Below are 25,781 nucleotides of genomic sequence, written 5' to 3'. Positions count from 1 at the left end.
ATGTCCGCTTCTGCAGTAAGCCAGGGACGCAATGTCGTCGTGATCGGCACCCAATGGGGTGACGAAGGCAAGGGAAAAATCGTCGATTGGCTTACCGATCATGCAAAGGGCGTGGTGCGGTTCCAGGGCGGCCACAATGCCGGCCATACGCTCATCATCGGCGGCAAGAAGACCATCCTGCGCCTGATCCCCTCGGGCATCATGCGTGAAGGCACGATCTGCTACATCGGCAACGGCGTCGTGCTGTCGCCGGAGGCGCTGTTCCGTGAGATCGAGGAACTGGAAACCGCCGGCCTGCAGGTGCAGAACCGCCTGCGCATTTCCGAAGCGACCACGCTGATCCTGCCGTACCACGTGGCCATCGACAAGGCCCGTGAAGTGCGCCGTGGCGCCGACAAGATCGGCACCACCGGCCGCGGCATCGGCCCGGCCTACGAAGACAAGGTGGCCCGCCGTGCGCTGCGCGTGCAGGACCTGTTCGATCCCAAGTGCTTCGCCGAGAAGCTGCGCGAGAACCTCGACCTGCATAACTTCATGCTGACCCAGTACCTGGGCGCGGAAGCGGTTGACTTCCAGCAGACTTTGGACGAAATGCTGGCCTACGCGCCGCGCCTGGCCCCGATGGTGGCCGATGTGTCGGCCGAGCTTTACGCGGTCAACGCTGCCGGCGGCAACCTGATGTTCGAAGGCGCGCAAGGCACGCTGCTCGACGTCGACCACGGCACCTATCCGTTCGTCACCTCCAGCAACTGCGTGGCCGGTGCGGCCGCCGCCGGTGCCGGTGTTGGCCCGGGCCGCCTGAACTACATCCTGGGCATCACCAAGGCTTACTGCACCCGCGTGGGCGCAGGCCCGTTCCCCAGCGAGCTGTACGACAACGACAATCCCAAGCGCCAGGACCCGGTGGGTGTGCGCCTGGCCAACGTCGGCAAGGAATTCGGTTCGGTGACCGGACGACCGCGCCGTACCGGCTGGCTCGATGCCGCCGCGCTCAAGCGTTCGGTGCAGATCAACGGTGTGTCGGGTCTTTGCATGACCAAGCTCGACGTGCTGGATGGCCTGGAAACCCTCAAGCTGTGCGTGGGCTACGAGCTGGACGGCAAGACCGTCGACATCCTGCCGCGCGGCTCGGATGCCGTGGCGCGCTGCGTGCCGGTGTACGAGGAATTCCCGGGCTGGAATGAATCCACCTTCGGCGTGAAGGCCTGGGATGCGCTGCCGGAACAGGCTCGCACCTACCTGAAGCGCGTCGAGGAAGTGGTCGGCATCCCGATCGACATGATCTCGACCGGCCCGGACCGCGACGAAACCATCCTGCTGCGTCACCCGTACGTAGCCTGATGCTGTCTTGCCCGTAAGGGTGCCCGCGCGGCTGAACGAAGTCGCGCCCGCTAGAAGACGGCAGCTGCACAAGAGCAAATCGGCCCGCGCAAGCGGGCCGAAACTTTATCGGTCGACAGACCTCAAGCCTAAAGCCGAAGAGCTAAAACAATCATGACCCTGCCATCGAACGACGAAGAGAACCTGTGGATCTCGTGGGACGACTACCACAGCCTGATCGCGCGCCTGGCGCTGAACGTCCACGAGTCGGGCTGGAAGTTCGACAAGATCCTGTGCCTGGCACGCGGTGGCCTGCGCGTCGGCGACCAGATGTCCCGTATCTTCGACGTGCCTCTCGCCATCCTGGCCACCAGCAGCTACCGCGAGGCAGCGGGCACACAGCAGGGCGACCTCGATATCGCGCAGTACATCACCATGACCAAGGGCGACCTCTCCGGCAAGATCCTGCTGGTCGATGACCTGGTGGATTCCGGCGTCACGCTGGAGCGCGTGGGCCGCCATCTGCAGGAGCGCTATCCCGCCGTGACGGAAGTGCGCTCGTCCGTGCTGTGGTACAAGGCCTGCTCCAAGGTCAAGCCGGACTACCACGTGACCTTCCTGCCGACGAATCCCTGGATTCACCAGCCGTTCGAAGAGTACGACACGCTGCGTCCGCATAACCTGGCGGCCTGGCTCAAGCGCGGCAAGCACGCCGCCGGCAGCTCGCAGGCCTGATCCCGGGCGGCTCGGGCAAATGAGCGAGCAAACGAGCGCGCAGGGTGCTGCCGCGCGAGCATCGCGTTCGCAGGCGGCCTATCACAGCCTGCGCGACGATATCTTTGCCTTTCGCCTGCTGCCCGGCGACCGATTCACCGAGAACGACGTTGCCGAGCGGCTCGGCATCTCGCGCACGCCAGTGCGCGAGGCCCTGCAGCGCCTGCAGGGCGACGGTCTGGTGCGCGGCTACTTCCGCAATGGCTGGGAAGTCGTGCCGCTCGACCTGGGCCGCTTCGAGGCGCTCTACGAACTGCGCACCGTACTGGAGACCCACGCGGTGACGCGGCTGTGTCAGCAACCTGCCGCGCGGCAAGTCGACCTTGCTGGCCTGGCCAAGCTGGAAGCGATCTGGCGCGTGCCGCGCGCCGAGCGTCTCACCGATGGCAACACGGTGGCCGCATTGGACGAAGCCTTCCACATGGCGCTCATGCATGCCGCTGGCAACCCCGAGGCTGCCTCCGTTCACCAGCAGGTCACCGACCGTATCCGCATCATCCGCCGGATGGATTTCGCCTACGGCGATCGTGTCGCGCTCACCTATGACGAACACGCCGCCATCCTGGATGCCCTGGCCGCGCACGATGCGCCGCGGGCGGTTTCCTTGCTGGCCGCGCATATCGAGGATGGCCGTGCCGAGGTGAGCAGGCTAACCACCGAGCGGCTCGAGCAGGCCCGCACCAGCCTTGTGCCGCCTACCGAGCAGGCGGTGCGCAACGCACCGCAGCGGCGCAGGCGCTTCGGCTGACGCCGGCTTGCATGACCTGCCGCTAATGGCCGCCCGCAGGGCGGCCATTGTTTTTTGTGCCTTTCTTTGCGCATCCCGTGATGGCCATGCGCCGTGGCACGCATGTTGCAACGACGCCTGTGAGCAAGATTATGTATACATAAATCACAGGACGTCCCGTGAGTCATTACCTGAATCCCATCCGCGGCAGCCGAGGCATGGCCGTGGCGCCTCATGCGCTGGCATCGCAGAGCGCGCTGGCCGTGTTGCGCGAGGGCGGCAATGCCGTCGAGGCAATGATCGCCGCGGCAGCCACCATCGCGGTGGCCTATCCCCATATGAACAGCATCGGTGGCGACAGCTTCTGGCTGATCGCCCGGCCGGGCGAGGCCCCGCGCGGGCTGGAAGCCTGCGGCGCCGCCGCGGGCGCGGCCAGCATTGCACGCTATCGTGACGCTGGCCTGAGCACGATTCCTTTCCGTGGCGGCATGGCGGCCAACACCGTGGCCGGCACGATCTCCGGATGGAGAGCGGCGCGGGCCTGGTCGCACGAGGCGCTCGGCGGGCGCCTGCCGCTGTCGCGGCTGCTGGCCGATGCCATTGCCTACGCGCGCGACGGCGTGCCCGTGACGCACAGCCAGTCCGCATGCGTCGCCGCCAAAAGGGGCGAACTTGCCGATATCACTGGCTTTGCCGAAACCTTCCTCGCCAACGGCGTGCCGGCGCCCGGCAGCCGGTTCCGGCAACCCCGCCTGGCAGCCACGCTGGAGCAACTGGCGTGGGCTGGGCTGGATGATTTCTACCAGGGCGAACTCGCGCAAAGCATGGCGCGCGATCTTGCGGACGTGGGCAGCCCGCTGACGCTCGATGACCTGCGCGCGCACCGTGCGGTGTGGAAGACGCCGCTGTCGCTGGCCCATTCGTTCGGCACGATCTACAACATGCCGCCGCCGACCCAGGGCCTGGTTTCGCTGCTGATCCTTGGCCAGCTGGACCGCTTGCTGGATAGCGGCATGGACCCCTGCGGCGCGCCCTTCGTGCACGCCTGCGTGGAGGCCACCAAGCAGGCATTCGGCGTGCGCGACCGCCATATCACCGATCCGGCCTACATGGAAATCGAGCCGCAAGACCTGCTGGCGCCGCCCTGGCTCGACGGCGCCGCTTCCCGGATCCGCCCGGACGCCGTGCTGCCGTGGGGCAACGGCCTTGGGCCGGCCGATACCGTGTGGATGGGCGTGGTTGATGGCGATGGCGTGGCGGTCAGTTTTATCCAGAGCATCTATCACGAGTTCGGCAGCGGCATCGTGCTGCCGGCTTCGGGCGTGAACTGGCAGAACCGCGGCTGCAGCTTCTCGCTGGATCCGGCCGCGCGTAATCCGTTGATGCCGGGGCGCAAGCCGTTCCATACGCTCAACCCGGCGCTGGCGCGCCTGGCCGATGGACGCACGCTGGTCTACGGGAATATGGGCGGCGACGGCCAGCCGCAATCGCAGAGTGCCGTGTTTTCGCGCATCGTGCATTTCGGCATGAACCCGCAGGCCGCCATTGACGCGCCGCGCTGGCTGCTGGGGCGGACCTGGGGCCAGACCAGCGACACCCTCAAGCTCGAAGCGCGCTTTCCCGCGGCCACGTGCGACGCGCTGCGCGTGCTTGGCCACGAGGTGGAAATGCTCAAGCCCTACGACGAGACCATGGGGCATGCCGGCGCCATCGTGCTGCATGCGCACGGGCTCTATGAAGGCGGGTTCGATCCGCGCAGCGACGGCGCGGTGGCCAGCTGGTAGGCACGCCACCGTGCGCGTGCCGGCGCGGCGACGCTTGGCTTTCTCCAGGTCTGGGCTGGCCGTCCCCGGTTTGCCGCCGCTCGCCGCCGGGCCTGGTTCCCCGAGGCTTCACCAAAGAGCCTGCGGTTTCCTCGAAGTCCCTTCCAAGGAGTGGTTCGATGCGTTCTGTTGCAGATAATCCGGCACTCGGCATGTCGCCTGCCTTGCCGTTGGCGCGTACGCGCTGGATCCAGCTGGCGCTGGGTGTCGCGTGCATGATGGCGATCTCCAGTCCGCAGTATGTGTGGACCTTGTTCACCAAGCCGCTCGCGGCCAAGCTCGGCGTGCCGCTCTCCGAGCTACAGGTCACCTTCTCCCTGCTGATCGTGTTGCAGACGTTCTTCTCACCGTTCCAGGGCGCGCTGATCGAGCGCTTCGGCCCGCGCCGGCTGATTGCGCTCGGCACGGTCCTGTCTGGCCTGAGCTGGGTGCTGGCGGCCCAAGTGCATAGCCTGGGCATGCTGTATCTCAGCTACGGCGTGGTGGGTGGCCTGGGCACGGGCATTGTCTATGTGGGGGTAGTGGGCCAGATGGTGCGCTGGTTCCCGGACCGGCGCGGCTTTGCGGTGGGCCTGGTGGCTGCCGGCTATGGCATGGGCGCTATCCTCACCACCTTCCCGATCGCGTCGGCCCTGGCAGGCAAGGGGCTGGAAACCACGCTGTGGCAGTTCGGCCTGCTGTTCGCTGTGATCGGCTTCATCGCCTCGCAGGGCCTGCGCGCGCCGGCTGCCGGCGCGCAGCTCGTGCCCACCCACCCGCGTGCGGTGGCGGCGTCCGGTGTGGTTGATGTGCCGACGCGCCAGATGCTGCGCACGCCGCTGTTCTGGCTGCTATTTGCGATGATGACGATGATGTCCACCTCTGGGCTGATGGTCACCTCGCAGATGGCCTCGTTCGCCAAGGACTTCGGTGTGTCCGGCGCCGTGGTGTTTGGTATGGCCGCGTTGCCGCTGGCGCTGACCATTGACCGCTTTACCAACGGCCTCACGCGGCCGTTGTTCGGCTGGGTGTCGGACCACTGGGGGCGCGAGAACACGATGTGCTTCGCCTTCGCGCTGGAGGCCGTGGCCATGGCGCTGTGGCTGCTCACACGGGAGAACGCGGTGCTGTTCGTGTTGCTGTCGGGCGTGGTGTTCCTGGGGTGGGGCGAAATCTTCTCGCTATTTCCTTCCACGTTGACCGATACCTTCGGCACGCGCTACGCCACCACCAACTACGGCTGGCTGTATATCTCGCAAGGCATCGGCTCGATCTTCGGCGGCCCGCTGGCGGCGCTGATGCACGAGAAGCTGGGCAGCTGGATGCCGGTGTTCGGCGTGGCAATCACGCTGGATATCGTGACCGCGTTGCTTGCCATTGCGGTGCTCAAGCCCTGGCGTCGCGGCTATCTGGCGCGGCCGGGGCGCTGACCCGGGCCTGCAGAAGACGGCGAGGGCGGCTTGCCGCGGCCCCCGCCGTTGCTGCCCGTTTCCTGCTTAGTAAGCGACCGTGTAGCGCTGGCGCGAGTGCGCCGGTTTTTCCACTTCGTCGATCATGGCGATGGCATAGTCTTCCATCGAGATCCAGCTCTTGCCGCTGGCGTCGGAGAGCAGCGTCTCCTCGCCCACGCGGAATTTGCCGGTGCGCGCGCCCGGCTCGAACAGGGCTGCGGGGGACAGGAAGGTCCAGTCGATCGCTGTCTCGTTGCGCAGGGCGTTGAGGAAGTCGCGTCCGGCCAGGGCTTCTGCCTTATAGGCTTCCGGGAACTGCGGCGTGTCCACGAGTTGCGCGCCCGGTGCCACATAGAGGCTGCCCGCGCCGCCCACCACCAGCAGGCGGGGCACGCCGGCGGCCTTGACTGCGGAGGTGATCTGTTGCGCCGTGGTCTGCAGGAAACGTACTGTGCTGATTGCCACGTCCTGGCCGGCGAGGGCGGCCGCCAGGGCCTTGGTGTCCGCGACATCTGCGTTGATCGTGGCGAGGCCCGGCCGCGCGGCCAGCTTGTCGGCCTGGCGTGCGATGGCGGTGACCGTGTGGCCGCGGCTCAGGGCTTCGTCGATGAGGCGGGTGCCGACACGGCCGGTGGCACCGATGATTGCGATCTTCATGTTGACTCCTTCGTTGCGCTGTTGAATATCAATATGAAACTATTTCAGTTACATATCGAGATAAAAATTTTTACGGCTTGCGTTGCCGGGCTGCGCGCTCCACGTCGGCGAGCATGCCGGCAATCGTGATCTCGGCCAGCGCACCATCCATCGCGGCCTGGGCACGGTCCGCAGCGTGCTTCAGCGCGCCGGTAATTTCCCGTCCCACCATGCACGCCGGATTGGGCACGCTGTGGTGCGGCGCGATCAGCGTGGCCGACTCCACCGCACGGAACACATCGAGCAACGTGATCGATGCCGCCGCGCGCGCCAGCGACGCGCCGCCGTTGCTCCCCATCACCGTGCTCACCAGCCCCGCCTCGGCCAACTGGCTGACCAGGCGGCGGATCAGGACCGGGTTCGTGCCCACGCTGCCCGCGATCAGCGACGACGGCAAGGGCTCCGCGGCGCTGGCCAGCAAGGTGAGGATATGGACGGCAACGGCGAATCGGCTGCTGGTGGTCATGGTGGGTAAGGCAATGTGAAACTATCTTAGTTACAGATGAGCGTCGTTGTCAAGCGACTGGCGGGCCACGCAGGCATGCCGCTGTGGCATGCGCCTGCAGCAATCGGGTGGTTTGCGCCTGAACACGTCGGAAAACGCGACATTCCGGCGTGAGAATGGTGGAAGAATGCCGGGAGCGCCACTGAAACTGATACACTCACTCGCAGCGCAGCAGTCGGCTGCAGCTCCGGCCGCGCCCTGGCAGTTCGTGTGAGCGCCAGGCCGTGTGGATGCCTCTGCCTCTACAGGCAAGAGCGGATTCCACGCCCCGGAGCGGTCGTTGCTGCGACTGGTATTTAGTCAATTGTTAAGTGTTAAGTCGCGCAGTCGCGCCAATATCGAATCGGGAGTGCCAAGTTGCAAGATCAGACGCCGGAAAATAAAAAACCCGCAGGGCTCGAAAGCGCTGCGGGTTTTCCGTTTGATCTGGTGCCCAGGAGAGGACTCGAACCTCCACAGTGTTGCCACCGCTAGGACCTGAACCTAGTGCGTCTACCAATTTCGCCACCTGGGCGGGCGTCGAAACAACCGAAGCGCTCATTATAGCGACCGCAAATCGTTTGTCAAATAATTCTAGAAAAAATTGAATCAGAATAACTATCCGATCCCTAGTCGGGAAGAAATCCTTGGCGTCCTGCGGACGTCGGGGTCGCCCTTGTCGGGCGGCGATATCGCCAAGGCGCTCGCTGTCACGCGCAAAGAACACGACGGCTTCCAGAAACGCCTCGCCGCCATGGAGCGCGACGGCCAGATCGAACTTAACCGCAAGGGCCGCTACGAGCTGGCCAACCAGCCTAACTTTGTGGTCGGCCGTGTGCAGGGCCACCGCGATGGCTTCGGCTTCCTGATCCGCGACGATGGCGATGACGACATCTTCCTGCCGGAGCGCGAGCTGCAGAAGGCCATGCACAATGACCGCGCCCAGGTGCGCGTGATCGGCTACGACCGGCGCGGCCGGCCCGAAGGCCAGATCGTCGAGATCCTCGAGCGCGCCAACCGCTACGTGATCGGCCGCCTGCTGAGCGAAGGCGGCGTGCTGGTGGTGGCGCCCGAAGACAAGCGCATCAGCCAGGACATCCTGATCCCGCCGAAATCGCAAGGCAAGGCGCAAGTCGGCCAGGTGGTCAGCGTCGAGATCATCGACTACCCCGATCGCTACGTGCAGCCCGTGGGCCGTGTGGTGGAAGTGCTGGGCGACTTCGACGACCCCGGCATGGAAATCGAAATCGCCGTGCGCAAGTACGGCGTGCCGCATGAATTCTCGGATGCCTGCGCCAAAGAAGCCGCCGGCCTGCCCGACGAGGTGCGCGAGTCCGACCTGGAGCACCGCATCGACCTGCGCGACGTGCCGCTGGTGACGATCGACGGCGAAGACGCGCGCGACTTCGACGACGCTGTCTACTGCGAACCCGTCAAGATCGGCCGCTCGAAGGGCTGGCGCCTGGTGGTGGCAATTGCCGATGTGTCGCACTACGTGCGCCCCGGCACGGCGCTCGACGCCGATGCGCTGGATCGCGCCACCTCGGTGTACTTCCCGCGCCGCGTCATCCCGATGCTGCCGGAAAAGCTCTCCAACGGACTGTGCTCGCTGAACCCGCAAGTCGACCGCCTGTGCATGGTGTGCGATGCGGTGATCACCGCCAAGGGCGAGCTCAAGGGCTATCAGTTCTATCCCGCCGTGATGCATTCGGCGGCGCGCCTGACCTATAACGAGGTCTGGTCGGTGTTGTCCAACACCAAGGGCCCGGAGGCGCACAAGCGTGCCGACCTGGTGCCGCACCTGCAGAACCTGTACGAATTGTTCCAGGTCCTGCTCAAGGCGCGGCGCGAGCGTGGCGCGATCGACTTCGATACCACCGAGACCTATATCGTCTGCAATGCGCAGGGCAAGATCGAGCAGATCCTGCCGCGTACCCGCAACGACGCCCACCGCCTGATCGAGGAATGCATGCTGGCCGCCAACGTGTGCGCCGCCGACTTTCTCGAACGCTTCAAGCATCCCACGCTGTACCGGATCCATGCCGGCCCGAGCGAGGAAAAGCTGAAGAACCTGCGCGAGTTCCTGCGCACCGTCGGGCTTTCGCTGGCCGGTGGCGACAAGCCGCAGGCGGGCGACTACGCCGACGTGATGGACAAGATCAAGAGCCGTCCCGACGCGCCGATGTTGCAGACCATGTTGCTGCGCTCGATGCAGCAGGCGGTCTACAGCCCGGACAACATCGGCCACTTCGGCTTGTCGTATGAGGCTTACGCCCACTTCACCAGCCCGATCCGCCGTTACCCGGACTTGCTCACGCACCGTGCCATCAAGGCCGTGCTGGCCCATACCAAGTACCGGCCGGCATTTGCGCCGGGCACCGCGCTGAACACCGCGATCGCGCCCAAGGCTCGCCGCATGCAAGCCAAGGACGCCGCCGAGAAGGCAGAGCGCAGCGCCGCGCGCGCCCAGCGCAACGAAGCCATCTGGGACGAGCTCGGTCTGCACTGCTCAGCCAACGAGCGCCGCGCCGATGAAGCCTCGCGTGATGTGGAAGCCTGGCTCAAGTGCTACTTCATGCGCGACAAGCTTGGCAGCGAGTATTCGGGCACCATCAGCTCGGTCACCTCGTTTGGCATCTTCGTGCAGCTCGACGAGCTCTATGTCGAAGGCCTGGTCCATGTCACCGAGCTGGGCAGCGATTACTTCCAGTACGACGAAGCGCGCAATGAACTGCGCGGCGAGCGTACCGGCATCCGCTACCGCCTCACCGACCGCGTTCGCGTGCAGGTTTCGCGCGTGGACCTCGATGCGCGCAAGATCGACTTCCGCCTGGTGCAGGAGCCCTCAGCCAAGAACCTGCGTGGCCGCGCCCCGACCGCCGATGCCGCGCCGCGCGTGCCTGCCGCGCATGCCGTGCCCGCGCGCAAGAAGGGTCGTCAGCTGGCCGCGCTGCTGGGTGGCAGCTCCAAGCCGGAAGAGTCGTTCGACGAAACGCTGGACCGCGTGATCGAAGAGCAGCCGGTGTTCGAAGCTGTCATGACGCCGGTCAAGCCGCACGTGGGGCAGGGCGCCAAGGCCGGCGGCAAGCCGGCCAAGCGCGCCGCCAAGCCCAAGCCGCAGCATCTGGGCTCGACGCACAAGGGCGGCGCCAAGCCGGCCGGCAAGAGCAGCCGCGCTTCGCGCAAGCGCACCTGACGGCCATGGCGCCGGCGCCGGCTTGCCCGGTTCCGGCGCCATGGCTGCGGACGCGGGGCAAGCCCCGGCGGGAATGTACAATCTCGCCATGGCTAAACAAAAACTCCTGATCGGCTTTCACGCCGTCACCGCGCGCCTGCGCCAGGACGCCGCTGGCGTCACCGATGTCTACGTAGAATCCGCGCGGCGTGACCGCCGCATGCAGGACTTCATCCGCCTTGCCGAAAGCCTCAAAGTCCGCCTGCACCCGGTGGATGCCGAGCGCCTGCGCGGCATGGCCGGCACCGACCGCCACCAGGGCGTGGTCGCCCGCGCCGAAGATGTGGCGCTGGCCCTCAATCTTGACGAACTGCTCGACGGCATCGAAGGCACGCCCTTGCTGCTGGTGCTCGACGGCGTCACCGATCCGCACAACCTGGGCGCTTGCCTGCGCGTGGCCGATGGCGCCGGCGCGCACGCCGTGATCGCTCCGAAGGACCGCAGCGTGGGTTTGAACACCACGGTGGCCAAGGTGGCCAGCGGCGCGGCGGAAACCGTCCCCTACATCACTGTCACCAACCTGGCGCGCACGCTGCGCGAGTTGCAGGAACGCGGCATCTGGGTGATCGGCACGGACGACGGCACGGAAAAGACGCTCTATGACGTCGATTTCAAGGGGCCGGTTGCCCTGGTGATGGGCGCCGAAGGCGAGGGCATGCGCCGCCTCACCCGCGAAACCTGTGACGAGCTGGTCAGCATCCCGATGGCCGGCGGCGTGGAAAGCCTGAACGTTTCCGTGGCCAGCGGCGTGTGCCTGTATGAGGCGGTGCGCCAGCGCCGCCTCAAGCGCTGAGCGCTGGGGCAGCATCCATGACGGCGAACATCGACGCACAGGCGCTCGCGGCATCGCGCCGCCTGATCGGCGAAGCCACCAACATCATGGTGCTCACCGGCGCGGGCGTATCGGCCGAGTCCGGCGTGCCCACGTTCCGCGACGCCATGACCGGCCTTTGGTCGCGCTTCAATCCCGAGGAGCTGGCACAGGAAGACGCCTACCGGCGCCAGCCCGCGCTGGTCTGGGAGTGGTACCTGCACCGGCGCGAGCTGGTGGCGGCCACCGATCCCAACCCGGCGCATATGGCCCTGGTGGCGCTCGCCGCGCAGAAGGCCGTCACCCTGGTCACGCAAAACGTGGATGGCTTGCACCAGCGCGCCGGCAGCCGCGATGTGATCGAGCTGCACGGCAACCTGTTCGCCAACAAGTGGCTAGACGGCTGCGGCCGTTGCGACCCGGCGACCGCCGTGCCGGGCGTGCCGCCGCGCTGCTCCCTTTGCAATGCCATGATGCGCCCCGGCGTGGTGTGGTTCGGCGAGGAACTGCCGCGCGTGGCCCGCTATCGCGCCGAGCACGCAGCCGAGCAGTGCGATCTCTGCATCGTGGTGGGCACCTCCGGGCTGGTCTATCCGGCAGCCGGCTTGCCCGGCGCTGCCAAGGACTATGGCGCGCACGTCATCGTGGTCAATCCCGAGCCCTCGGCGCTGGATCAGACCGCCGACATCGTGCTGCGCGGCCCGGCCGGCGTGGTCTTGCCCTTGCTGTGGGACGGTGTGAGCGCGACACCAGCTTGAATCACGGCCCGCCGCCTGGATTCCCGGGCGGCGTCTGTTTTCTCGCTCTAAATACCCCCTCTCAAGCCGTAATCAACGCCTCCAGCTTGACCGCATCCGCCGCAAATGCGCGGATCCCCTCGGCCAGCTTTTCCGTCGCCATCGCGTCTTCATTCAGCTGCCAGCGGAAAGCTGCCTCGCCGCACTCGATGCGGGCGATATTGCCGGCCTGCGCCTGGTCGACCGACAGCTTGCGCTCCACGGTGCTTTCGCTGGCGGCCAGCTGCTCCAGCAGGTCCGGGCTGATGGTGAGCAGATCGCAGCCGGCCAGAGCCAGGATCTGCTCGGTGCTGCGGAAGCTGGCACCCATCACTTCGGTCGGGTGGCCGAACTTCTTGTAATAGTCGTAGATCTGGCGCACGGAACGCACGCCGGGATCGTTGTCGCCCGCGTTGGCGGCGGCGTCCCATTTGTCACCGGCTTGCTTCTTGTGCCAGTCCAGGATGCGGCCAACGAAGGGCGAGATCAGTTGCGCGCCGGCCTCGGCGCAGGCAACGGCCTGGGCCAGCGAGAACAGCAGCGTCATATTGCAGTTGATGCCTTCTCGCTGCAGCACTTCGGCGGCGCGGATGCCTTCCCAGGTGGAGGCGATCTTGATCAGCACGCGCTCGCGGGCCACGCCGCGCTGCTCATACAGCGAGATCAGGTGGCGGGCCTTGGCCAGTGTGGCTTCGGTGTTGAAGGACAGGCGGGCGTCGACCTCGGTCGACACGCGGCCCGGCACGATGGCCAGGATCTCGCAGCCAAAGGCGATCAGCAGAGCGTCCATCACGGCATCGGTGCCTTCATTGCCGCGCACGGCCTTTTCCAGCAGGGGACGGTACTCGGCCTTCTGGACGGCCTTGAGAATCAAGGAAGGATTGGTGGTGGCGTCCTGCGGCGTGTACTGCTTCATCACCTGGAAATCGCCGGTGTCCGCCACCACGGTGGTGAACTGCTTGAGCTGATCGAGCTGGTTCATGGTCAGTGAGTTGCTTTTAAGGGTTGGTGATGGCGCAGGACCAAAACGGCAGGCCCCGGGCGCCGCGCTGATGCATGCCTCGGGGCATTGTACCGTCGGCTCGCGCCCACGCCGGGGATGCCACGGCATTCCGGTACACTATGCGGTTTCCCCCAAAGCAGATGGGCTGTTGTCATGACACAGGATGAACTCAAGGCGCTGGTGGCGCAAGCCGCGGCCGACTATGTCAAAGAGGTAGTGCCGGCGGGTGCGGTACTGGGCGTGGGCACGGGCTCCACGGCCAACCTCTTTATCGATGCGGTGGCGGCGTTCAAGGAACGCTTTTCCGGCGCGGTCTCCAGCTCGGAGGCGTCCACGCGCCGCCTGCAGCAGCACGGCTTCCAGGTCTTGGACCTGAATGAGGTCGACGAGATCCCCGTGTACGTCGACGGCGCGGACGAGATCGACGCCAGCGGCGCCATGATCAAGGGCGGTGGCGGCGCGCTGACGCGCGAGAAGATCGTGGCCTCGGTGGCCAAGCGCTTCGTCTGCATCGCCGACGGCAGCAAGCTGGTGGATGTGATGGGCGCGTTTCCCCTGCCGGTGGAAGTGATTCCGATGGCACGCGCCGCGGTCGCCCGCCAACTGGCTGCATTTGGCGGCCAGCCGCGCCTGCGCATGACCAAGGAAGGCGGTATCTTCAAGACCGACAACGGCAATGTGATCCTGGATGTGGCAGGCCTGAAGATCAGCAATCCGAAGTCGATGGAAGAAGCCATCAATCACATGCCGGGCGTGGTCACGGTTGGGCTGTTTGCCCTGCGCGGTGCCGACGTACTGTTGCTGGGCACGCCGGAGGGCGTGAAGCGCAGCGATTATTGAATCTGCCGGTCCCGTTGGAGGATCGTTGCATGAAAAAAGGGTGCCGTAACGGCACCCTTTTTGTCTTCCACCGCGCGGCGCCAAGCCGCGCGCAGCCAGATCAGGCAGCCGGCGGCGGCACGTAGCCCTGTGCCTGGTCCGCGCCTTCGCCGAAGAAGTACTTCTCGGTCTGCTTGAGCAGGTACTGGCGAGCGCGGGCGTCGGCCATGTTCAGGCGGTTTTCGTTGATCAGCATGGTCTGGTGCTTGAGCCAGCCAGCCCAGGCTTCCTTCGACACGGTTTGCCAGATCTTCTTGCCGAGTTCGCCTGGCAGCGGCGGCAGGTCGAGCCCTTCGGCTTCTTTGTTGAGCTTGACGCATTGAACCATGCGGGCCATGGGGAACTCCTTGTTGTCGTGTGATGTGGCCGGCGCGGCGAGTGGCCGGCCGTTGCGGTGCCGCTATTGTAACGAAGCAGGGGCCGGCCTTCAGGCTACCCCCACCGCCGTCACAGCTTCTTCATCAGCACCATCGACTTGCGCTGCCAGTTGTAGAGCTTGCGCTTGTCTTCCGGCAGGTCGTCCACGGTGGCGTGGACAAAGCCGCGCTTGAGGAACCAGTGCTCCGTGCGGGTGGTGAGCACGAACAGGCGGTCAAGGCCGAGGCTGCGGGCGCGGCGCTCGATGCGCTTGAGCAGGCGCTCGCCGTCGCCGGTGCCTTGGGCTTCGGACGACACAGTCAGGCAGGCCATCTCGGCCATGCCTTCGCGCGGGTAGGGGTAGAGCGCGGCGCAGCCAAACAGCACGCCATCGTGCTCGATCACCGAGAAGTTGGCGATGTCGCGCTCGATCAGGTGGCGCCCGCGTGGCACCAGCGTGCCGTCCTGCTCCAGCGGGGCGATCAGTTGCAGGATGCCGCCGACGTCGTCCAGCGTGGCTTCGCGCAGGCTTTCCAGGTCGGTGTCGGAGATCATGGTGCCGACGCCGTCGTGCAGGAACAGCTCCAGCAGCACCGAGCCGTCCAGCTGGAAGGGAATCAGGTGGGCGCGCGGCACACCGCCCTTGAGCGCCTTGACCAGGTGTTCCAGGTAATAGGAGACATCAGGCGGCAGGTGGTTGTTCTGCAGCCGCTCGATGGCAGTGCGCAGCGACATTTCCGGCATCAGCTTGCCGACCGGGTCCTGCACGCCGGGGACTTCGGTGATGAATACCAGCTTGTCGGCCTTCAGGGCGATGGCGGTGGCGCTGGCCACGTCTTCCATCGACAGGTTGAAGGCCTGGCCGGTGGGCGAAAAGCCAAGCGGCGAGAGCAGCACGATCTTGCCGTGCGACAGCGACATGCGAACCGACTCGCCGTCGATCTTGCGCACCAGCCCGGTATGCTGGTAATCCACGCCGTCGACGATGCCAAGCGGGCGGGCGGTGACGAAATTGCCGGAGATCACCGACAGCTGGGCGCCAGCCATGGGCGTGTTAGGCAAGCCTTGGCTGAAAGCGGCCTCGATATCCAGGCGCAGCTCGCCGGCGGCTTCCTTGGCGCACTCCAGCGCCGCGTTGTCGGTCACGCGCACGCCGTCGGCGAATTGCGATTCGACGTGGCGCAGCGCCAGTTGCTCCTCCACCTGCGGGCGCGAGCCGTGCACCAGCACGATCTGCATGCCCATGGCGTGCAGCAGGGCCACGTCATTGACCAGGGCGTTGAGGATGTTGGCCTTGACCAGCTCACCGCCGAAGGCGATCACGAAGGTCTTGCCGCGGAAGGCGTGGATATAAGGCGCAACCGCTCGCAGCCAGTCGACGAACTGCTGGTGGTCGGGGGCGCCACGCTCGACGGGGTCGGCGCCGGTAGCGGGCGCGGGCAGCGTGGAAGGGTCGGTGACGGGCAGGGGCTCGTCCATTTCGGACGGCGCGGGCGCGTCGGCTGGCGTGTCGGTTCTTGCATTCATGCCGCGGATTATAATCCCGGCCAATGTCAGCACAACGCCCAGCCAAACCTTTGTCGCCGGATCGGAAAACCGATGCCGGCCGCCCCGCGCCCAAGGCCGCCCCGTCGCCAGCCCAGCCCGCTGTCCAGCCTGTCGCCAGGCCGGCGCGCGCGCCGGCCGACGGCCCGCCGGCCGAACGCCAGCCTCGGCAGCCGGGCCAGGCCCGGCAATCCAGGACGCAGCCGGCAAACGGCACGCCCCGGCCGCCGCGCCCGGAGCGCACCGAGCGCACCGAGCGAGCGCCTCGCGAGGCACGCCGCCCGGTGCGCCGGGCCAACCCGCTGCCCCCCATCACCTTCCCTGAGGCGTTGCCGGTATCCGGCCGCCGCGAGGAGATCGCGCAGGCGCTGCTGGCCAATCAGGTGGTGATCGTCTCCGGCGAGACCGGCTCCGGCAAAACCACCCAGTTGCCCAAGATCTGCCTGTCGATCGGGCGCGGTCCGGGCGCTGACGGCAGCGGTGGCCTGATCGGCCATACGCAGCCACGCCGGATTGCCGCCACCTCCACGGCCAAGCGCATCGCGCAAGAGATTGGCACGCCGCTGGGCGAGCACGTGGGCTACCAGGTGCGTTTCAACGACACCATGTCGGCGGGCGCGTCGGTCAAGCTGATGACCGACGGCATCTTGCTGGCCGAGACGCAGAACGATCCGTTGCTGCGCGCCTACGACACCATCATCATCGACGAGGCGCACGAACGCAGCCTCAATATCGATTTCCTGATCGGCTACCTGAAGGAGGTCCTGCCGAAGCGGCCTGACCTCAAGCTGGTCATCACCTCGGCCACCATTGACGCCAACCGCTTTGCCGAGCACTTCGCGCAGGGCGGCAAGCCCGCGCCGGTGATCGAGGTCAGCGGGCGTCTGTATCCCGTGGAGATCCGTTACCGGCCAATCGAGAAGGACAAGGCGGCGGCCGAGGGCGCGCCCAAGTCCGCGCAATCGAAAGATCGCGACCTGTTCGACGGCATCGTCGAGGCGGTGGACGAGCTGTGCCGGCTTGGCCCGGGCGATGTGCTGGTGTTCCTGCCCGGCGAGCGCGAAATTCGCGAGGCTGCCGAGGCGCTGCGCAAGCACCATCCACCGCATACCGAGATCCTGCCCCTGTTCGCGCGCTTGTCGGTGCAGGAGCAGGAACGGGTGTTCCGGCCTTCCAACGCGCGGCGCATCGTGCTGGCCACCAACGTGGCAGAAACCTCGTTGACCGTGCCGGGCATCCGCTACGTGGTGGATACCGGGATGGCGCGGGTCAAGCGCTATTCCTACCGCAACAAGGTCGAGCAGTTGCAGATCGAGGCGATCTCGCAGGCCGCCGCCAACCAGCGAGCCGGGCGTTGCGGCCGGGTGGCCGACGGTGTGTGCATCCGCTTGTACGAGGAGGCCGATTTCGTCAGCCGGGCGCGCTTTACCGATCCGGAAATCCTGCGCTCGTCGCTGGCTGCGGTGATCTTGCGCATGAAGGCGCTGAAGCTGACGGCGATCGAGGAATTCCCCTTTATCGAGCCGCCGCTGGGCCGCGCTATCGCTGACGGCTACCAGCTGCTGCAGGAGCTGGGCGCGGTGCAAAGCGTGGGCGACGACGCCAACGCGCTGACCCAGGTCGGCCGCCAGCTGGCCCGCCTGCCGCTGGACCCCCGCGTGGCCCGCATGACGCTGGCCGCGCGCGAGCACCATTGCCTGCGCGAGGTGCTGATCATCGCCAGCGCGCTCTCGGTGCAGGATCCGCGCGACCGTCCGCAGGAGGCGCAGGAAGCCGCCGACCAGGCCCACCGCAAGTTCATGGACGAGCGCTCCGAGTTCCTGGGCTGGGTCAAGATGTGGAAGTGGTTCGAGGATGCGGTGGCGCACAAGAAGACCAACCGCCAGCTGCAGGACCAGTGCCGCGCCAGTTTCCTGTCGCATGTGCGCCTGCGCGAATGGCGCGACGTGCATTCGCAGCTGCTGACCACCGTCACCGAGCAGGGCTGGAAGCTCAACGAGAGCGAGCCCACCTATGAGCAGGTGCACAAGTCGCTGCTCACGGGGTTGCTCGGCAACGTAGGTTGCAAGATTGAAGACGCCGACGGGCGCGGGCGCGAGTACCTGGGCGCACGCGGCATCAAGTTCCACTTGTGGCCCGGCTCGCTGATCGCGCGCAAGGTCGGCCGCTGGATCATCGGCGCCGAGCTGATCGAAACCAGCCGGCTGTTCGCGCGCACGCTGGCCAAGATCGAGCCGGAATGGCTGGAGCAGGTCGGACGCCATTTGCTCCGCGTCAGTTGGAGCGATCCGCACTGGGAGAAGAAATCCGGCCAGGTGATGGCGATGGAGCGCGCCACGCTGTATGGACTGGTGGTCTACCAGCACCGGCGCGTGCACTACGGGCCGATGAACCCGGCCGAGGCGCGCGAGCTGTTTATCCGCCGCGGGCTGGTGGAGGGCGAGTTCGATACCAAGCTGCCGTTCTTCGCCCATAACCAGCGCCTGACGCGCGAGATCGAAAACCTGGAGCACAAGGCGCGCCGCCAGGACGTTCTGGTCGACGATGAGCTGATCTTCGCGTTCTACGATCGCCTGATTCCCGCCGAGATTCACCAGCAGGCTACCTTCGAGCAGTGGTACCAGGCCGAGAGCGCGCGCGAGCGCAAGCTGCTTTACCTGAACCGCGAGGAGCTGATGCGGCACGAGGCGGCTGGCATTACCACCGACCTTTTCCCCAAGCTGATGCCGGTGGCGGGCGTGGATATGTCGCTGACTTACCACTTCGAGCCCGGCAGCCATCGCGATGGCGTGACGCTGACGGTGCCGCTGTACGCGCTCAACCAGGTGCGCCAGGAGCGCGCGGACTGGCTGGTGCCGGGCATGGTCAAGGAGAAGGTGCACCTGCTGCTTAAGTCGCTGCCGCAGAAGTTGCGACGCCATTGCGTGCCGCTGCCGGATTACGCGGCGGGCTTCGTCGATCGCAATGCCTTTGGCGAGGGCGAGTTGCTGGATGTGCTGATTGCCGACATCCGCGAGCAGACCGGCACCATGGTCAAGCGCGCCGACTTCAAGCTGGAAACCTTGCCCGCCCACCACGCCATGAACTTCAAGGTGGTGGACGAGCACGGCCGGCAACTGGACATGGGCCGCAACCTGGCGCAGTTGCGCGCCGAATTTGGCGGGCAGGCGCAGCAGTCGTTCCAGAACATCGCCGCGCGCGACGTGCCGGCGGCCGAGGCGGGGCAATACGAGAACCTGACCAGTTGGTCTTTTGGCGAACTGCCCGAGCTGCTGGAGGTCCGCAAGGGCAACCAGACGCTGTACGGCTATCCTGCGCTGGTCGACCACGCCACGCATTGCGACGTGGAGGTGTTCGACGATCCGCAGGAAGCCGCGCGCATCCATCAAGCCGGGCTACGCCGCCTGTTTGCGTTGCAGTTGCGCGAGCAGGTGAAGTTCCTGGAGAAGAATATCCCCGGCATGCAGCAGATGGCGATGCAATACATGACGCTGGGCACGCAGGAAATGCTGCGCGACCAGATCGTGATGCTGGCGCTGGAGCGGGCCTGCCTGCAGGCGCCGCTGCCGCGCAACGAGGCTGAGTTCGCCGCCCGCAAGGAAGAAGGGCGCTCGCGCCTGAGCCTGCTGGCGCAGGAGATTGCCCGGCTGGTAGGGGCAGTGCTGGCCGAGTACGCGACGCTGCCGCGCAAGCTGATCCAGGCCAAGCCGTTCGCCGCGGCGCACGCCGACATGCAGGCGCAACTGACGCGGCTGATGGGCAAGAACTTTGTGGCCGACACGCCTTACCTGCAGCTGGTGCATTTCCCGCGCTACCTGAAGGGCATCGCCATGCGCATCGACAAGATCAAGGGCGACCCGGCGCGCGACGCCCAGCGCCTGCAGGAAATCACGCCGCTGCTGCAGCAATGGCAGCGGGCCGAGACGCAGTTGCGCCAGCAGGGGCGGGGCGTGGAAGACGCGCGCCTGGACGAGTTCCGCTGGATGCTGGAAGAACTCCGTGTGGCCCTGTTCGCGCAGGAGTTACGCACGCCCGTGCCGATGTCGGTCAAGCGTCTGCAAAAGGTGTGGGAAGCGATGCAGCGCTGAAGTCAGGTTGCCAGCTTTTCGCGCGAACGCTACCCCGCGCGGAGATTGTGACCAAATGTTAGTTTGTTGCGCTAGGTCATCGGATCACAGTCTGAAAACGTTAGAATGATCGATTAAGTCATTGTCTAACAGTCTTATGCTCGCATTGCGTCGTGTAGTTTCCGGGTTTGCCGCCATCGGCACCCTGGCCCTGGGGATGGTAGCGGCGCCGGCGTTGGCGGAAGTGGTGGTGGTGCTCAATTCTGGTGATGCTACCGTCACCCTGATCGACAAGGACACCCAGAAGGTGCTGGAGACGTTCCCGATCGGGAAGGAGCCGCACCACCTGATCGCCACGCCCGACGACAAATCGCTGATCGTTGCGAATGCGGTCGGCAACGACCTCGTGTTCCTCGACCCGGTCACCGGCAAGGTCCAGCAGCGCGTGGCCAATATCGACGATCCCTACCAGATCGGCTTCTCGCCCGACCAGAAGTGGTTCCTGACCACGGGCAACCGCCTTGATCGCGTCGACGTGTATCGCTGGGACGGCAAGGCGCTCAAGATCGCCAAGCAACTGCCGCTGGCCAAGACGCCGAGCCATATCGCCTTTACCGCCGACAGCCGTGTTGCCTTCGTCACGCTGCAGGACTCCAACGAAGTGGTCGCCATCGACCTGCCCACGCAGACCGTGATGTGGCGCATGAACGCCGGTTCGGCGCCGGCGGGCGTGTGGGTTACGCCGGACCAGAAATACCTGCTGGTGGGCATGACCGGTGCCGATTATGTCGCCGTGATCGACTGGCATACCCGCACCGTGGTCAAGCAGATCCAGACCGGCAAGGGCGCGCACAATTTCCGCGCGGTGGGCGACAAGCGCCATCTGTTCTTGTCCAACCGGGTTTCCGGCACCATCAGCATCATCGACCAGCAGACCCTGACCAAGGTTGGCGACATCACTGGCCTGCCGGCTGGCCCCGATGACATGGAGCTGACCGCCGACGGCAAGACCTTGTGGGTGAGCTTCCGCTGGGCGCGTTCGGTGGGCCTGATCGACGTGGCCAGCCGCAAGCTGGTCAAGACCATCCGCGTGGGCCGCTCGCCGCACGGCATTTATTTCCGTACCCGCGCACCGCTTTATTGAGAGAGGGCGCCCGTCCGGGAACGCCATGGCGGGCGCGGCATCGAACTAGTATGGCCGCTGCCACTCCAATGCAGTCACAGGAAATCAGGACAGGCATCATGAGCAAGCATTCGCAGCCCCGGTTGCCCCGCGCTTTGGTCCGCGCGGTGGCTGCCGGGCTTGCAGCCACCGGACTGGCGCTGGCCGCCGGGCCGGCCAGTCCGGCGGGCCCGGTGCCTGCCGCCGCGCCCCAGGCCTGCCGCGCCGGCACGCTCTACCTGACCTTCGATACCGGCAGCATGAGCCAGGCGGCGCTGATCGCCGATACGCTGCGCCGGCACCATATCAAGGCCACGTTCTTCCTCGCCAACGAACCCACCATCAACAAGGACAGCTCGCTCGACCCGGGCTGGGCCGCGTACTGGAAGACGCTGGCCGCCGATGGCCATGTTTTTGGCAGCCACACGTTCGATCACGTCTACCTGCGCGGCGTACGCGACGGCAAGGTCACCATGCGGCCGCAGTTCGGCGTGCATGCGGGGCAGGACGTGGTGATGGACCAGCAAAGCTTCTGCAGCGAGCTGAACCGCAGCGCGCAGGCGCTGAAGCACCTCAGCGGCGCGACCATGTCGCCGCTGTGGCGGGCACCGGGTGGCCATACCGCGCCGCAGACGCTGCAATGGGCCGAGCAGTGTGGGTTCAAGCACGTGGCCTGGGCGCCGGCCGGCTTCCTGGGTGACGAGCTTTCGTCCGAGCGTTTCCCGAACAAGGTGCTGCTGGAGCGCGCATTGCGCGGCCTGCGCGATGGCGACATCGCCATGGCGCACCTGGGGATCTGGTCGCGCAAGGACCCCTGGGCGCCCGGCGTGCTCGAGCCGCTGATCAGCGGCCTGGAGCAGAAGGGTTTCTGCTTTGCCACGTTGCGCGAGCATCCCGCCTATCGTGACTGGCTGCGCGGGCAGTCCGCCACGGTGGCCGGGCAACCAGCCGGGAGCCGCTGATGCTCGACCTGCTCAACGGCTGGATTGGCCAGATTGAAGCCACGCTGTTCCAGGACGTGATCCTGCCGGTGGTCTACCAGCTTGGGCTGGGCGGCTATGCCGAGGACGCCTTCACCGGCACCGAATGGCTGCTGGTCGGGCTGGTGCAGATCGTGGTGATGGTGCTGATCCTCGGGCCGCTGGAAAAGCTGCGCCCGGTCGAAGCCGTGACCGACCGCGCCGCCATTCGCACCGACATCCTCTACACCGTCGTGCATCGCCTCGGCCTGTTCCGGCTGGCCATGTTCTTCCTGCTCGGTCCGCTGATGGATGGGCTGGAAGGGCATCTGCGCCTGCTTGGCTGGCAGCGGGTCAATGTGGAAGACTGGTGGCCAGCGGTGACGTCGATCCCGCTGGTCAGCTTCTTTATCTACCTGCTGCTGTTTGACCTGCTCGACTACTGGTACCACCGCCTCTCGCATACCTACCGCTGGTGGTGGAGCCTGCATTCGCTGCATCACAGCCAGCGCCAGATGACGCTATGGAGCGATAACCGCAATCACCTGCTCGACGACATGCTGCGCGACGTGGTGTTTGCGGTGGCGGCGCTGGCGGTGGGCGTGGAGCCTTCCCAGTACGTGCTGCTGGTGGCGCTGTCGCAACTGCTGCAGAGTTTGCAGCATGCCAACCTGCGCCTGCACTTTGGCACGTGGGGCGAGCGGCTGCTGGTCTCGCCGCGCTTTCACCGCACCCACCACGCGGTTGGCGTCGGCCACGAAGCCATCGGCCGGCCCACCAAGCTGGGCGGATGCAACTACGGCGTGATCTTTCCCTGGTGGGACATGTTGTTCCGCACCGCCGTGTTCTCCGACGCCTACTACCCCACCGGTGTGCGCGACCAGATGCCGCCACCGGCAGGCAAGGGGCGCGACTACGGCGCTGGCTTCCTGTCCCAGCAGTGGTACGGGATCAAGCGCCTGTTGCGGCTGGGCTGAAGCGGCGGTGCGCTTGCCGCGGCAGGCCCGGGAGCGCGCATTCCCCCGCAAGGCGCGCTCCCTCCCGCGCCCTGCGGTCTTGCGCTAGCGGCGCACGCGTCCCCCGCAGCACTTATGACGTGTGCTAGTCTAGTTAATCCCGCCTTTGTGGAACCCCAATTTACTGCATGAACGATATTTTTCGCGCGCTAGGCCGTGCCCTGATCAGCCAGCTGCATCCGCGCATGCTGATGCTTACCGTCATTCCTTTCCTGCTCGCCACCGGGCTGTGGGGTGGCCTGCTGCTGTGGGGGTGGGAGCCGATCATGACGGCCGCGCGCGGCGTGCTCGAGACGTCGGTGCTGACCAGCTGGATCTACGGCGCGCTGGACTGGTTCGGCTTGCAGTCCCTGCGCACGGTGGTGGCGCCGCTGTTTGTGATCGCACTGATGATCCCGCTGGTGATTGCCTCCATGCTGGTGTTTATCAGCTTGTTCTCGGTGCCAGCCGCGGTGCGGCACCTGGAGCGCAGCTATCCGGACCTGGTCAAGGCCAAGGGTGGCAGCATGGTGGGCAGCGTGTTCCAGGCGCTGGGCAGCACCATGGTGTTCCTGCTGCTGGCGCTGGTGACGCTGCCGCTGTGGCTGATCCCGCCTTTCTTTGCCTTGATCCCGCCCTTGCTATGGGGCTGGCTGACCTATCGTGTGATGACCTACGACGCGCTCGCGCAGCATGCCACGCCAGAGGAGCGCAAGACGCTGATGAAGCGCCATCGCATGGCGTTGCTCTCCATCGGCGTGGCGGTGGGCCTGCTGGGCTCGGCGCCGACGCTGATCTGGGTGGCTTCGGCGGCGCTGATTTTCCTGTTCCCGTTCGTGCTCGCGGGCACGCTGTGGCTGTATGTGCTGATCTTTATTTTCTCGGCACTGTGGTTTGGGCATTTCTGCCTGCGCGCGCTGGAGCAATTGCGCGCCGAGCGCGCTGCTGCGGCAGCCACGGCTGCGCCGGTGGTGGACGTTATCGACCTGGCGCCGTCCGATGTGCGGCGCATTGAACAATCCTGAAGCGAGGGCATCATGGGTTTCGGCCTGATCGTCATTGGTGACGAGATTCTGTCGGGGCGGCGCGAAGACAAGCATATGCGCCGTGCCATCGAACTGCTGGCGGCGCGCGGGCTGGCGCTGGACTGGGCGGAGTACGTGGGCGACGAGCGCGCGCGCATCACCGCCACACTCCGCCGCACGTTCGCGGGCAACGATGTGGTGTTCTGCACCGGCGGCATTGGCGCCACACCCGATGACCACACCCGGCAGTGCGCCGCGGCCGCGCTTGGCGTGCCGCTGGAACTGCATCCGGATGCCCGCGAGCAGATCGCCTTGCGGATCGCGGAGACCGCGGCGGGCGATCCCGCCAAGGCCGACCTGAACCTGCCGGAGAACCAGCATCGCTTCAAGATGGGCGAATTCCCCGCCGGGGCGCGCATCATCCCGAACAGCTACAACCGCATCCCCGGTTTTTCCGTGGCCGACCATCATTTCATGCCTGGCTTCCCGGTCATGGCGTGGCCGATGATGGAATGGGTGCTGGATACCTACTATTCCCACCTGTTCCATCAGGCGGTGCAAGTGGAGCGGTCGTTCCTGGTGTTCGAGGCGCCGGAATCCACCCTGACGCCGCTGATGGAGCGGGTCGAGGCCGCCTTCGAAGGCGTCCGCGTATTCAGCCTGCCGTCGGTGGGCGACGCCAAGCGCGGCGAGCTCTATGCGCGCCGCCACATCGACCTGGGTGTGAAGGGGCTGGCCGACCAGGTCGAGCCGGCCTATGCCATGCTGCGCGAAGGCGTGCAGGCAATGGGCTTCGAGCTGGTGGAGGTTGCGGCGCGGCGCCCGGGAGATCCGGCAGGGGACTGAGCCGTGACGGCGCCGACGTGGCCGATGCAATGAGAAAACGGGACAGCCACGCTGTCCCGTCTTGCTTTTTTTTGCGCGATGTACGCGCTCCCTAGTTTCAGGCGCCGTGCCAGGGCAGGCCGCGGAAGCACCAGCCTTCGACCGTCTTGCGATGGTGCTGCTCGTCGCGAGCGCCTTCGAAGCCTTCCAGCACGTCCATGGCGAACTGATAGCCGGCTTCCGTGGCGACGCGGGCAGCGTGCTTGGAGCGTGCCGCACTGCGGCACAGGAACAGCACGGGCACATCGGCGGGCACGCGGGCCCTGAGCTGCGCGATAAAGGCGGCGTTCTGCGTGCCGCCCGGATAACTGCTCCATTCCACATGCGCCAATTGGGCTTCCGGCAGGTCCGGCCCGCCGATCCAGTCGAGCTCAGCCTGCGTGCGCACGTCCACCATCACGGCGGTCGGGTCGCCCTGCAGTAGTGCAAAGGCCTCCTGGGGCGAGAGGGCGCCGAAGTATGGCAGTTGGTTTTGCTGCTGGCGCTCGCGCGCAGCTTGGAGTAGATCGTCTCGGGTGGTCATCTGGGTGACAAAATCGGTGGGTGAAATGGCATCTGGCAGAGGCTGCCGGATATTCTAGCGCGCCGGGCGTGCTCGCCGGCGGCCTTTGGATGCGAACGGCAGCAAGCGGCATCGGTTGTGCCGAAGTTGCGCCCGGCTTGGTTGCGCGCTGCGAGCGGTTGCGCGCTGCGAACCCCTTGGTAGCTAGGATCTTGCACCGCAAGCAGGCAACGGCACTCGGTTTGCACCAAAATGTTCTATTTTGGTGCGTCTGCCCCAAAATAGGGCTATAAGGCGCGCTGATGCACGCTTTTGGTGATTTTCGC

At 66.0% G+C, this 25,781-nt stretch carries 21 protein-coding genes and 1 tRNA gene; 15 read left to right on the top strand and 7 right to left on the bottom strand.

Going from position 1 to position 25,781, the window contains the following annotated elements; translation table 11 throughout:
* The 5 genes from A9975_RS24105 (at position 1) to oxlT (ending at position 6,053) form a co-directional block, all read left to right on the top strand.
* Complete coding sequence (locus tag A9975_RS24105) at positions 1 to 1,341, top strand: adenylosuccinate synthase (protein ID WP_174423299.1); 1,341 nt, start codon at positions 1 to 3, stop codon at positions 1,339 to 1,341.
* A 153-nt stretch (positions 1,342 to 1,494) separates the two neighbouring features.
* Positions 1,495 to 2,055, top strand: a complete 561-nt coding sequence (locus tag A9975_RS24100) for a phosphoribosyltransferase (RefSeq protein WP_043347431.1) — start codon at positions 1,495 to 1,497, stop codon at positions 2,053 to 2,055.
* A gap of 19 nt (positions 2,056 to 2,074) precedes the next feature.
* A complete protein-coding gene (locus A9975_RS24095) occupies positions 2,075 to 2,842 on the top strand; it encodes a GntR family transcriptional regulator (RefSeq protein ID WP_183035001.1) in 768 nt (255 codons plus the stop codon).
* A 197-nt stretch (positions 2,843 to 3,039) separates the two neighbouring features.
* The gene (locus A9975_RS24090) at positions 3,040 to 4,605 is read left to right on the top strand and encodes a gamma-glutamyltransferase family protein (protein WP_183035099.1); all 1,566 of its coding nucleotides are present in this window, start codon (positions 3,040 to 3,042) and stop codon (positions 4,603 to 4,605) included.
* Positions 4,606 to 4,763: 158 nt separating this feature from the next.
* A complete protein-coding gene (oxlT, locus tag A9975_RS24085; protein ID WP_370565381.1) occupies positions 4,764 to 6,053 on the top strand; it encodes an oxalate/formate MFS antiporter in 1,290 nt (429 codons plus the stop codon).
* Positions 6,054 to 6,119: 66 nt separating this feature from the next.
* Here the strand turns inward: oxlT and A9975_RS24080 are convergent, their stop codons facing one another.
* The 3 genes from A9975_RS24080 to A9975_RS24070 all read right to left on the bottom strand — a co-directional run bounded on the left by A9975_RS24080 (position 6,120) and on the right by A9975_RS24070 (position 7,789).
* A complete protein-coding gene (locus A9975_RS24080) occupies positions 6,120 to 6,731 on the bottom strand; it encodes an NAD(P)-dependent oxidoreductase (RefSeq protein WP_183035000.1) in 612 nt (203 codons plus the stop codon).
* A gap of 70 nt (positions 6,732 to 6,801) precedes the next feature.
* Positions 6,802 to 7,236, bottom strand: coding sequence for an Rrf2 family transcriptional regulator (locus A9975_RS24075; protein WP_043347423.1), 435 nt, complete (start codon positions 7,234 to 7,236; stop codon positions 6,802 to 6,804).
* A 466-nt stretch (positions 7,237 to 7,702) separates the two neighbouring features.
* Positions 7,703 to 7,789 (bottom strand) — tRNA-Leu (locus tag A9975_RS24070).
* A gap of 69 nt (positions 7,790 to 7,858) precedes the next feature.
* Here A9975_RS24070 and rnr point away from each other — a divergent pair.
* The 3 genes from rnr to A9975_RS24055 all read left to right on the top strand — a co-directional run bounded on the left by rnr (position 7,859) and on the right by A9975_RS24055 (position 12,058).
* Positions 7,859 to 10,450 (top strand): ribonuclease R, encoded by a 2,592-nt coding sequence (rnr, locus tag A9975_RS24065; RefSeq protein ID WP_183034999.1) that lies wholly within the window; start codon positions 7,859 to 7,861, stop codon positions 10,448 to 10,450.
* An 88-nt stretch (positions 10,451 to 10,538) separates the two neighbouring features.
* Positions 10,539 to 11,282: a 23S rRNA (guanosine(2251)-2'-O)-methyltransferase RlmB gene (rlmB, locus tag A9975_RS24060; RefSeq protein ID WP_043352050.1), complete on the top strand. Its 744-nt coding sequence runs from the start codon at positions 10,539 to 10,541 to the stop codon at positions 11,280 to 11,282.
* A 17-nt stretch (positions 11,283 to 11,299) separates the two neighbouring features.
* Positions 11,300 to 12,058: an NAD-dependent deacylase gene (locus tag A9975_RS24055; protein WP_183034998.1), complete on the top strand. Its 759-nt coding sequence runs from the start codon at positions 11,300 to 11,302 to the stop codon at positions 12,056 to 12,058.
* Positions 12,059 to 12,119: 61 nt separating this feature from the next.
* Here the strand turns inward: A9975_RS24055 and tal are convergent, their stop codons facing one another.
* Positions 12,120 to 13,058: a transaldolase gene (gene tal / locus A9975_RS24050; RefSeq protein ID WP_183034997.1), complete on the bottom strand. Its 939-nt coding sequence runs from the start codon at positions 13,056 to 13,058 to the stop codon at positions 12,120 to 12,122.
* A 174-nt stretch (positions 13,059 to 13,232) separates the two neighbouring features.
* On the opposite strand from tal, the gene rpiA reads away from it, so the two are divergent.
* Positions 13,233 to 13,919 carry a ribose-5-phosphate isomerase RpiA gene (rpiA, locus tag A9975_RS24045; RefSeq protein WP_043347413.1) on the top strand — a complete coding sequence of 229 codons (687 nt, stop codon included), beginning with the start codon at positions 13,233 to 13,235 and terminating at the stop codon, positions 13,917 to 13,919.
* A 100-nt stretch (positions 13,920 to 14,019) separates the two neighbouring features.
* Here rpiA and A9975_RS24040 read toward each other — a convergent pair whose 3' ends face one another.
* Both A9975_RS24040 and argA read right to left on the bottom strand, forming a co-directional pair.
* Positions 14,020 to 14,295 carry an oxidative damage protection protein gene (locus A9975_RS24040; RefSeq protein ID WP_043347409.1) on the bottom strand — a complete coding sequence of 92 codons (276 nt, stop codon included), beginning with the start codon at positions 14,293 to 14,295 and terminating at the stop codon, positions 14,020 to 14,022.
* A 110-nt stretch (positions 14,296 to 14,405) separates the two neighbouring features.
* Entirely contained in the window at positions 14,406 to 15,842 is a 1,437-nt protein-coding gene (gene argA, locus A9975_RS24035) for an amino-acid N-acetyltransferase (protein ID WP_174423289.1), read from the bottom strand.
* A 23-nt stretch (positions 15,843 to 15,865) separates the two neighbouring features.
* Here argA and hrpA point away from each other — a divergent pair, with 23 nt between their 5' ends.
* The 6 genes from hrpA (at position 15,866) to A9975_RS24005 (ending at position 24,914) form a co-directional block, all read left to right on the top strand.
* Positions 15,866 to 19,948 carry an ATP-dependent RNA helicase HrpA gene (hrpA, locus tag A9975_RS24030; protein WP_183034996.1) on the top strand — a complete coding sequence of 1,361 codons (4,083 nt, stop codon included), beginning with the start codon at positions 15,866 to 15,868 and terminating at the stop codon, positions 19,946 to 19,948.
* A gap of 196 nt (positions 19,949 to 20,144) precedes the next feature.
* Complete coding sequence (locus A9975_RS24025; protein ID WP_370565440.1) at positions 20,145 to 21,071, top strand: cytochrome D1 domain-containing protein; 927 nt, start codon at positions 20,145 to 20,147, stop codon at positions 21,069 to 21,071.
* A gap of 98 nt (positions 21,072 to 21,169) precedes the next feature.
* Positions 21,170 to 22,051: a polysaccharide deacetylase family protein gene (locus A9975_RS24020; protein ID WP_183034994.1), complete on the top strand. Its 882-nt coding sequence runs from the start codon at positions 21,170 to 21,172 to the stop codon at positions 22,049 to 22,051.
* Positions 22,051 to 23,025: a sterol desaturase family protein gene (locus A9975_RS24015; protein ID WP_183034993.1), complete on the top strand. Its 975-nt coding sequence runs from the start codon at positions 22,051 to 22,053 to the stop codon at positions 23,023 to 23,025. Before A9975_RS24020 ends, A9975_RS24015 begins: the two co-directional genes overlap by 1 nt.
* Positions 23,026 to 23,192: 167 nt before the next feature.
* On the top strand, positions 23,193 to 24,068 hold the full coding sequence (locus tag A9975_RS24010; protein WP_183034992.1) for an EI24 domain-containing protein: 876 nt from the start codon (positions 23,193 to 23,195) through the stop codon (positions 24,066 to 24,068).
* Between the two features lie 12 nt (positions 24,069 to 24,080).
* The gene (locus A9975_RS24005) at positions 24,081 to 24,914 is read left to right on the top strand and encodes a molybdopterin-binding protein (protein WP_174423283.1); all 834 of its coding nucleotides are present in this window, start codon (positions 24,081 to 24,083) and stop codon (positions 24,912 to 24,914) included.
* 97 nt (positions 24,915 to 25,011) lie between these two features.
* Here the strand turns inward: A9975_RS24005 and A9975_RS24000 are convergent, their stop codons facing one another.
* Positions 25,012 to 25,476, bottom strand: coding sequence for a rhodanese-like domain-containing protein (locus tag A9975_RS24000; protein WP_150990968.1), 465 nt, complete (start codon positions 25,474 to 25,476; stop codon positions 25,012 to 25,014).
* Between the last annotated feature and the right edge of the window lie 305 nt (positions 25,477 to 25,781).

The sequence above is a fragment of the Cupriavidus sp. UME77 genome, assembly GCF_014170355.1.
In the GTDB taxonomy this organism is placed as follows: domain Bacteria; phylum Pseudomonadota; class Gammaproteobacteria; order Burkholderiales; family Burkholderiaceae; genus Cupriavidus; species Cupriavidus basilensis.
The sequence above is the reverse complement of the archived record's forward strand: the minus strand, read 5'-3'. Positions and strand labels throughout refer to the sequence as shown.

Coding starts and splice junctions, on each gene's coding strand:
- A9975_RS24105 (WP_174423299.1), top strand. CDS start 1: ATGTCCGCTTCTGCAGTAAGCCAGGGACGCAATGTCGTCGTGATCGGC.
- A9975_RS24100 (WP_043347431.1), top strand. CDS start 1,495: ATGACCCTGCCATCGAACGACGAAGAGAACCTGTGGATCTCGTGGGAC.
- A9975_RS24095 (WP_183035001.1), top strand. CDS start 2,075: ATGAGCGAGCAAACGAGCGCGCAGGGTGCTGCCGCGCGAGCATCGCGT.
- A9975_RS24090 (WP_183035099.1), top strand. CDS start 3,040: ATGGCCGTGGCGCCTCATGCGCTGGCATCGCAGAGCGCGCTGGCCGTG.
- oxlT (WP_370565381.1), top strand. CDS start 4,764: ATGCGTTCTGTTGCAGATAATCCGGCACTCGGCATGTCGCCTGCCTTG.
- A9975_RS24080 (WP_183035000.1), bottom strand. CDS start 6,731: ATGAAGATCGCAATCATCGGTGCCACCGGCCGTGTCGGCACCCGCCTC.
- A9975_RS24075 (WP_043347423.1), bottom strand. CDS start 7,236: ATGACCACCAGCAGCCGATTCGCCGTTGCCGTCCATATCCTCACCTTG.
- rlmB (WP_043352050.1), top strand. CDS start 10,539: ATGGCTAAACAAAAACTCCTGATCGGCTTTCACGCCGTCACCGCGCGC.
- A9975_RS24055 (WP_183034998.1), top strand. CDS start 11,300: ATGACGGCGAACATCGACGCACAGGCGCTCGCGGCATCGCGCCGCCTG.
- tal (WP_183034997.1), bottom strand. CDS start 13,058: ATGAACCAGCTCGATCAGCTCAAGCAGTTCACCACCGTGGTGGCGGAC.
- rpiA (WP_043347413.1), top strand. CDS start 13,233: ATGACACAGGATGAACTCAAGGCGCTGGTGGCGCAAGCCGCGGCCGAC.
- A9975_RS24040 (WP_043347409.1), bottom strand. CDS start 14,295: ATGGCCCGCATGGTTCAATGCGTCAAGCTCAACAAAGAAGCCGAAGGG.
- argA (WP_174423289.1), bottom strand. CDS start 15,842: ATGAATGCAAGAACCGACACGCCAGCCGACGCGCCCGCGCCGTCCGAA.
- hrpA (WP_183034996.1), top strand. CDS start 15,866: ATGTCAGCACAACGCCCAGCCAAACCTTTGTCGCCGGATCGGAAAACC.
- A9975_RS24025 (WP_370565440.1), top strand. CDS start 20,145: ATGGTAGCGGCGCCGGCGTTGGCGGAAGTGGTGGTGGTGCTCAATTCT.
- A9975_RS24020 (WP_183034994.1), top strand. CDS start 21,170: ATGAGCAAGCATTCGCAGCCCCGGTTGCCCCGCGCTTTGGTCCGCGCG.
- A9975_RS24015 (WP_183034993.1), top strand. CDS start 22,051: ATGCTCGACCTGCTCAACGGCTGGATTGGCCAGATTGAAGCCACGCTG.
- A9975_RS24010 (WP_183034992.1), top strand. CDS start 23,193: ATGAACGATATTTTTCGCGCGCTAGGCCGTGCCCTGATCAGCCAGCTG.
- A9975_RS24005 (WP_174423283.1), top strand. CDS start 24,081: ATGGGTTTCGGCCTGATCGTCATTGGTGACGAGATTCTGTCGGGGCGG.
- A9975_RS24000 (WP_150990968.1), bottom strand. CDS start 25,476: ATGACCACCCGAGACGATCTACTCCAAGCTGCGCGCGAGCGCCAGCAG.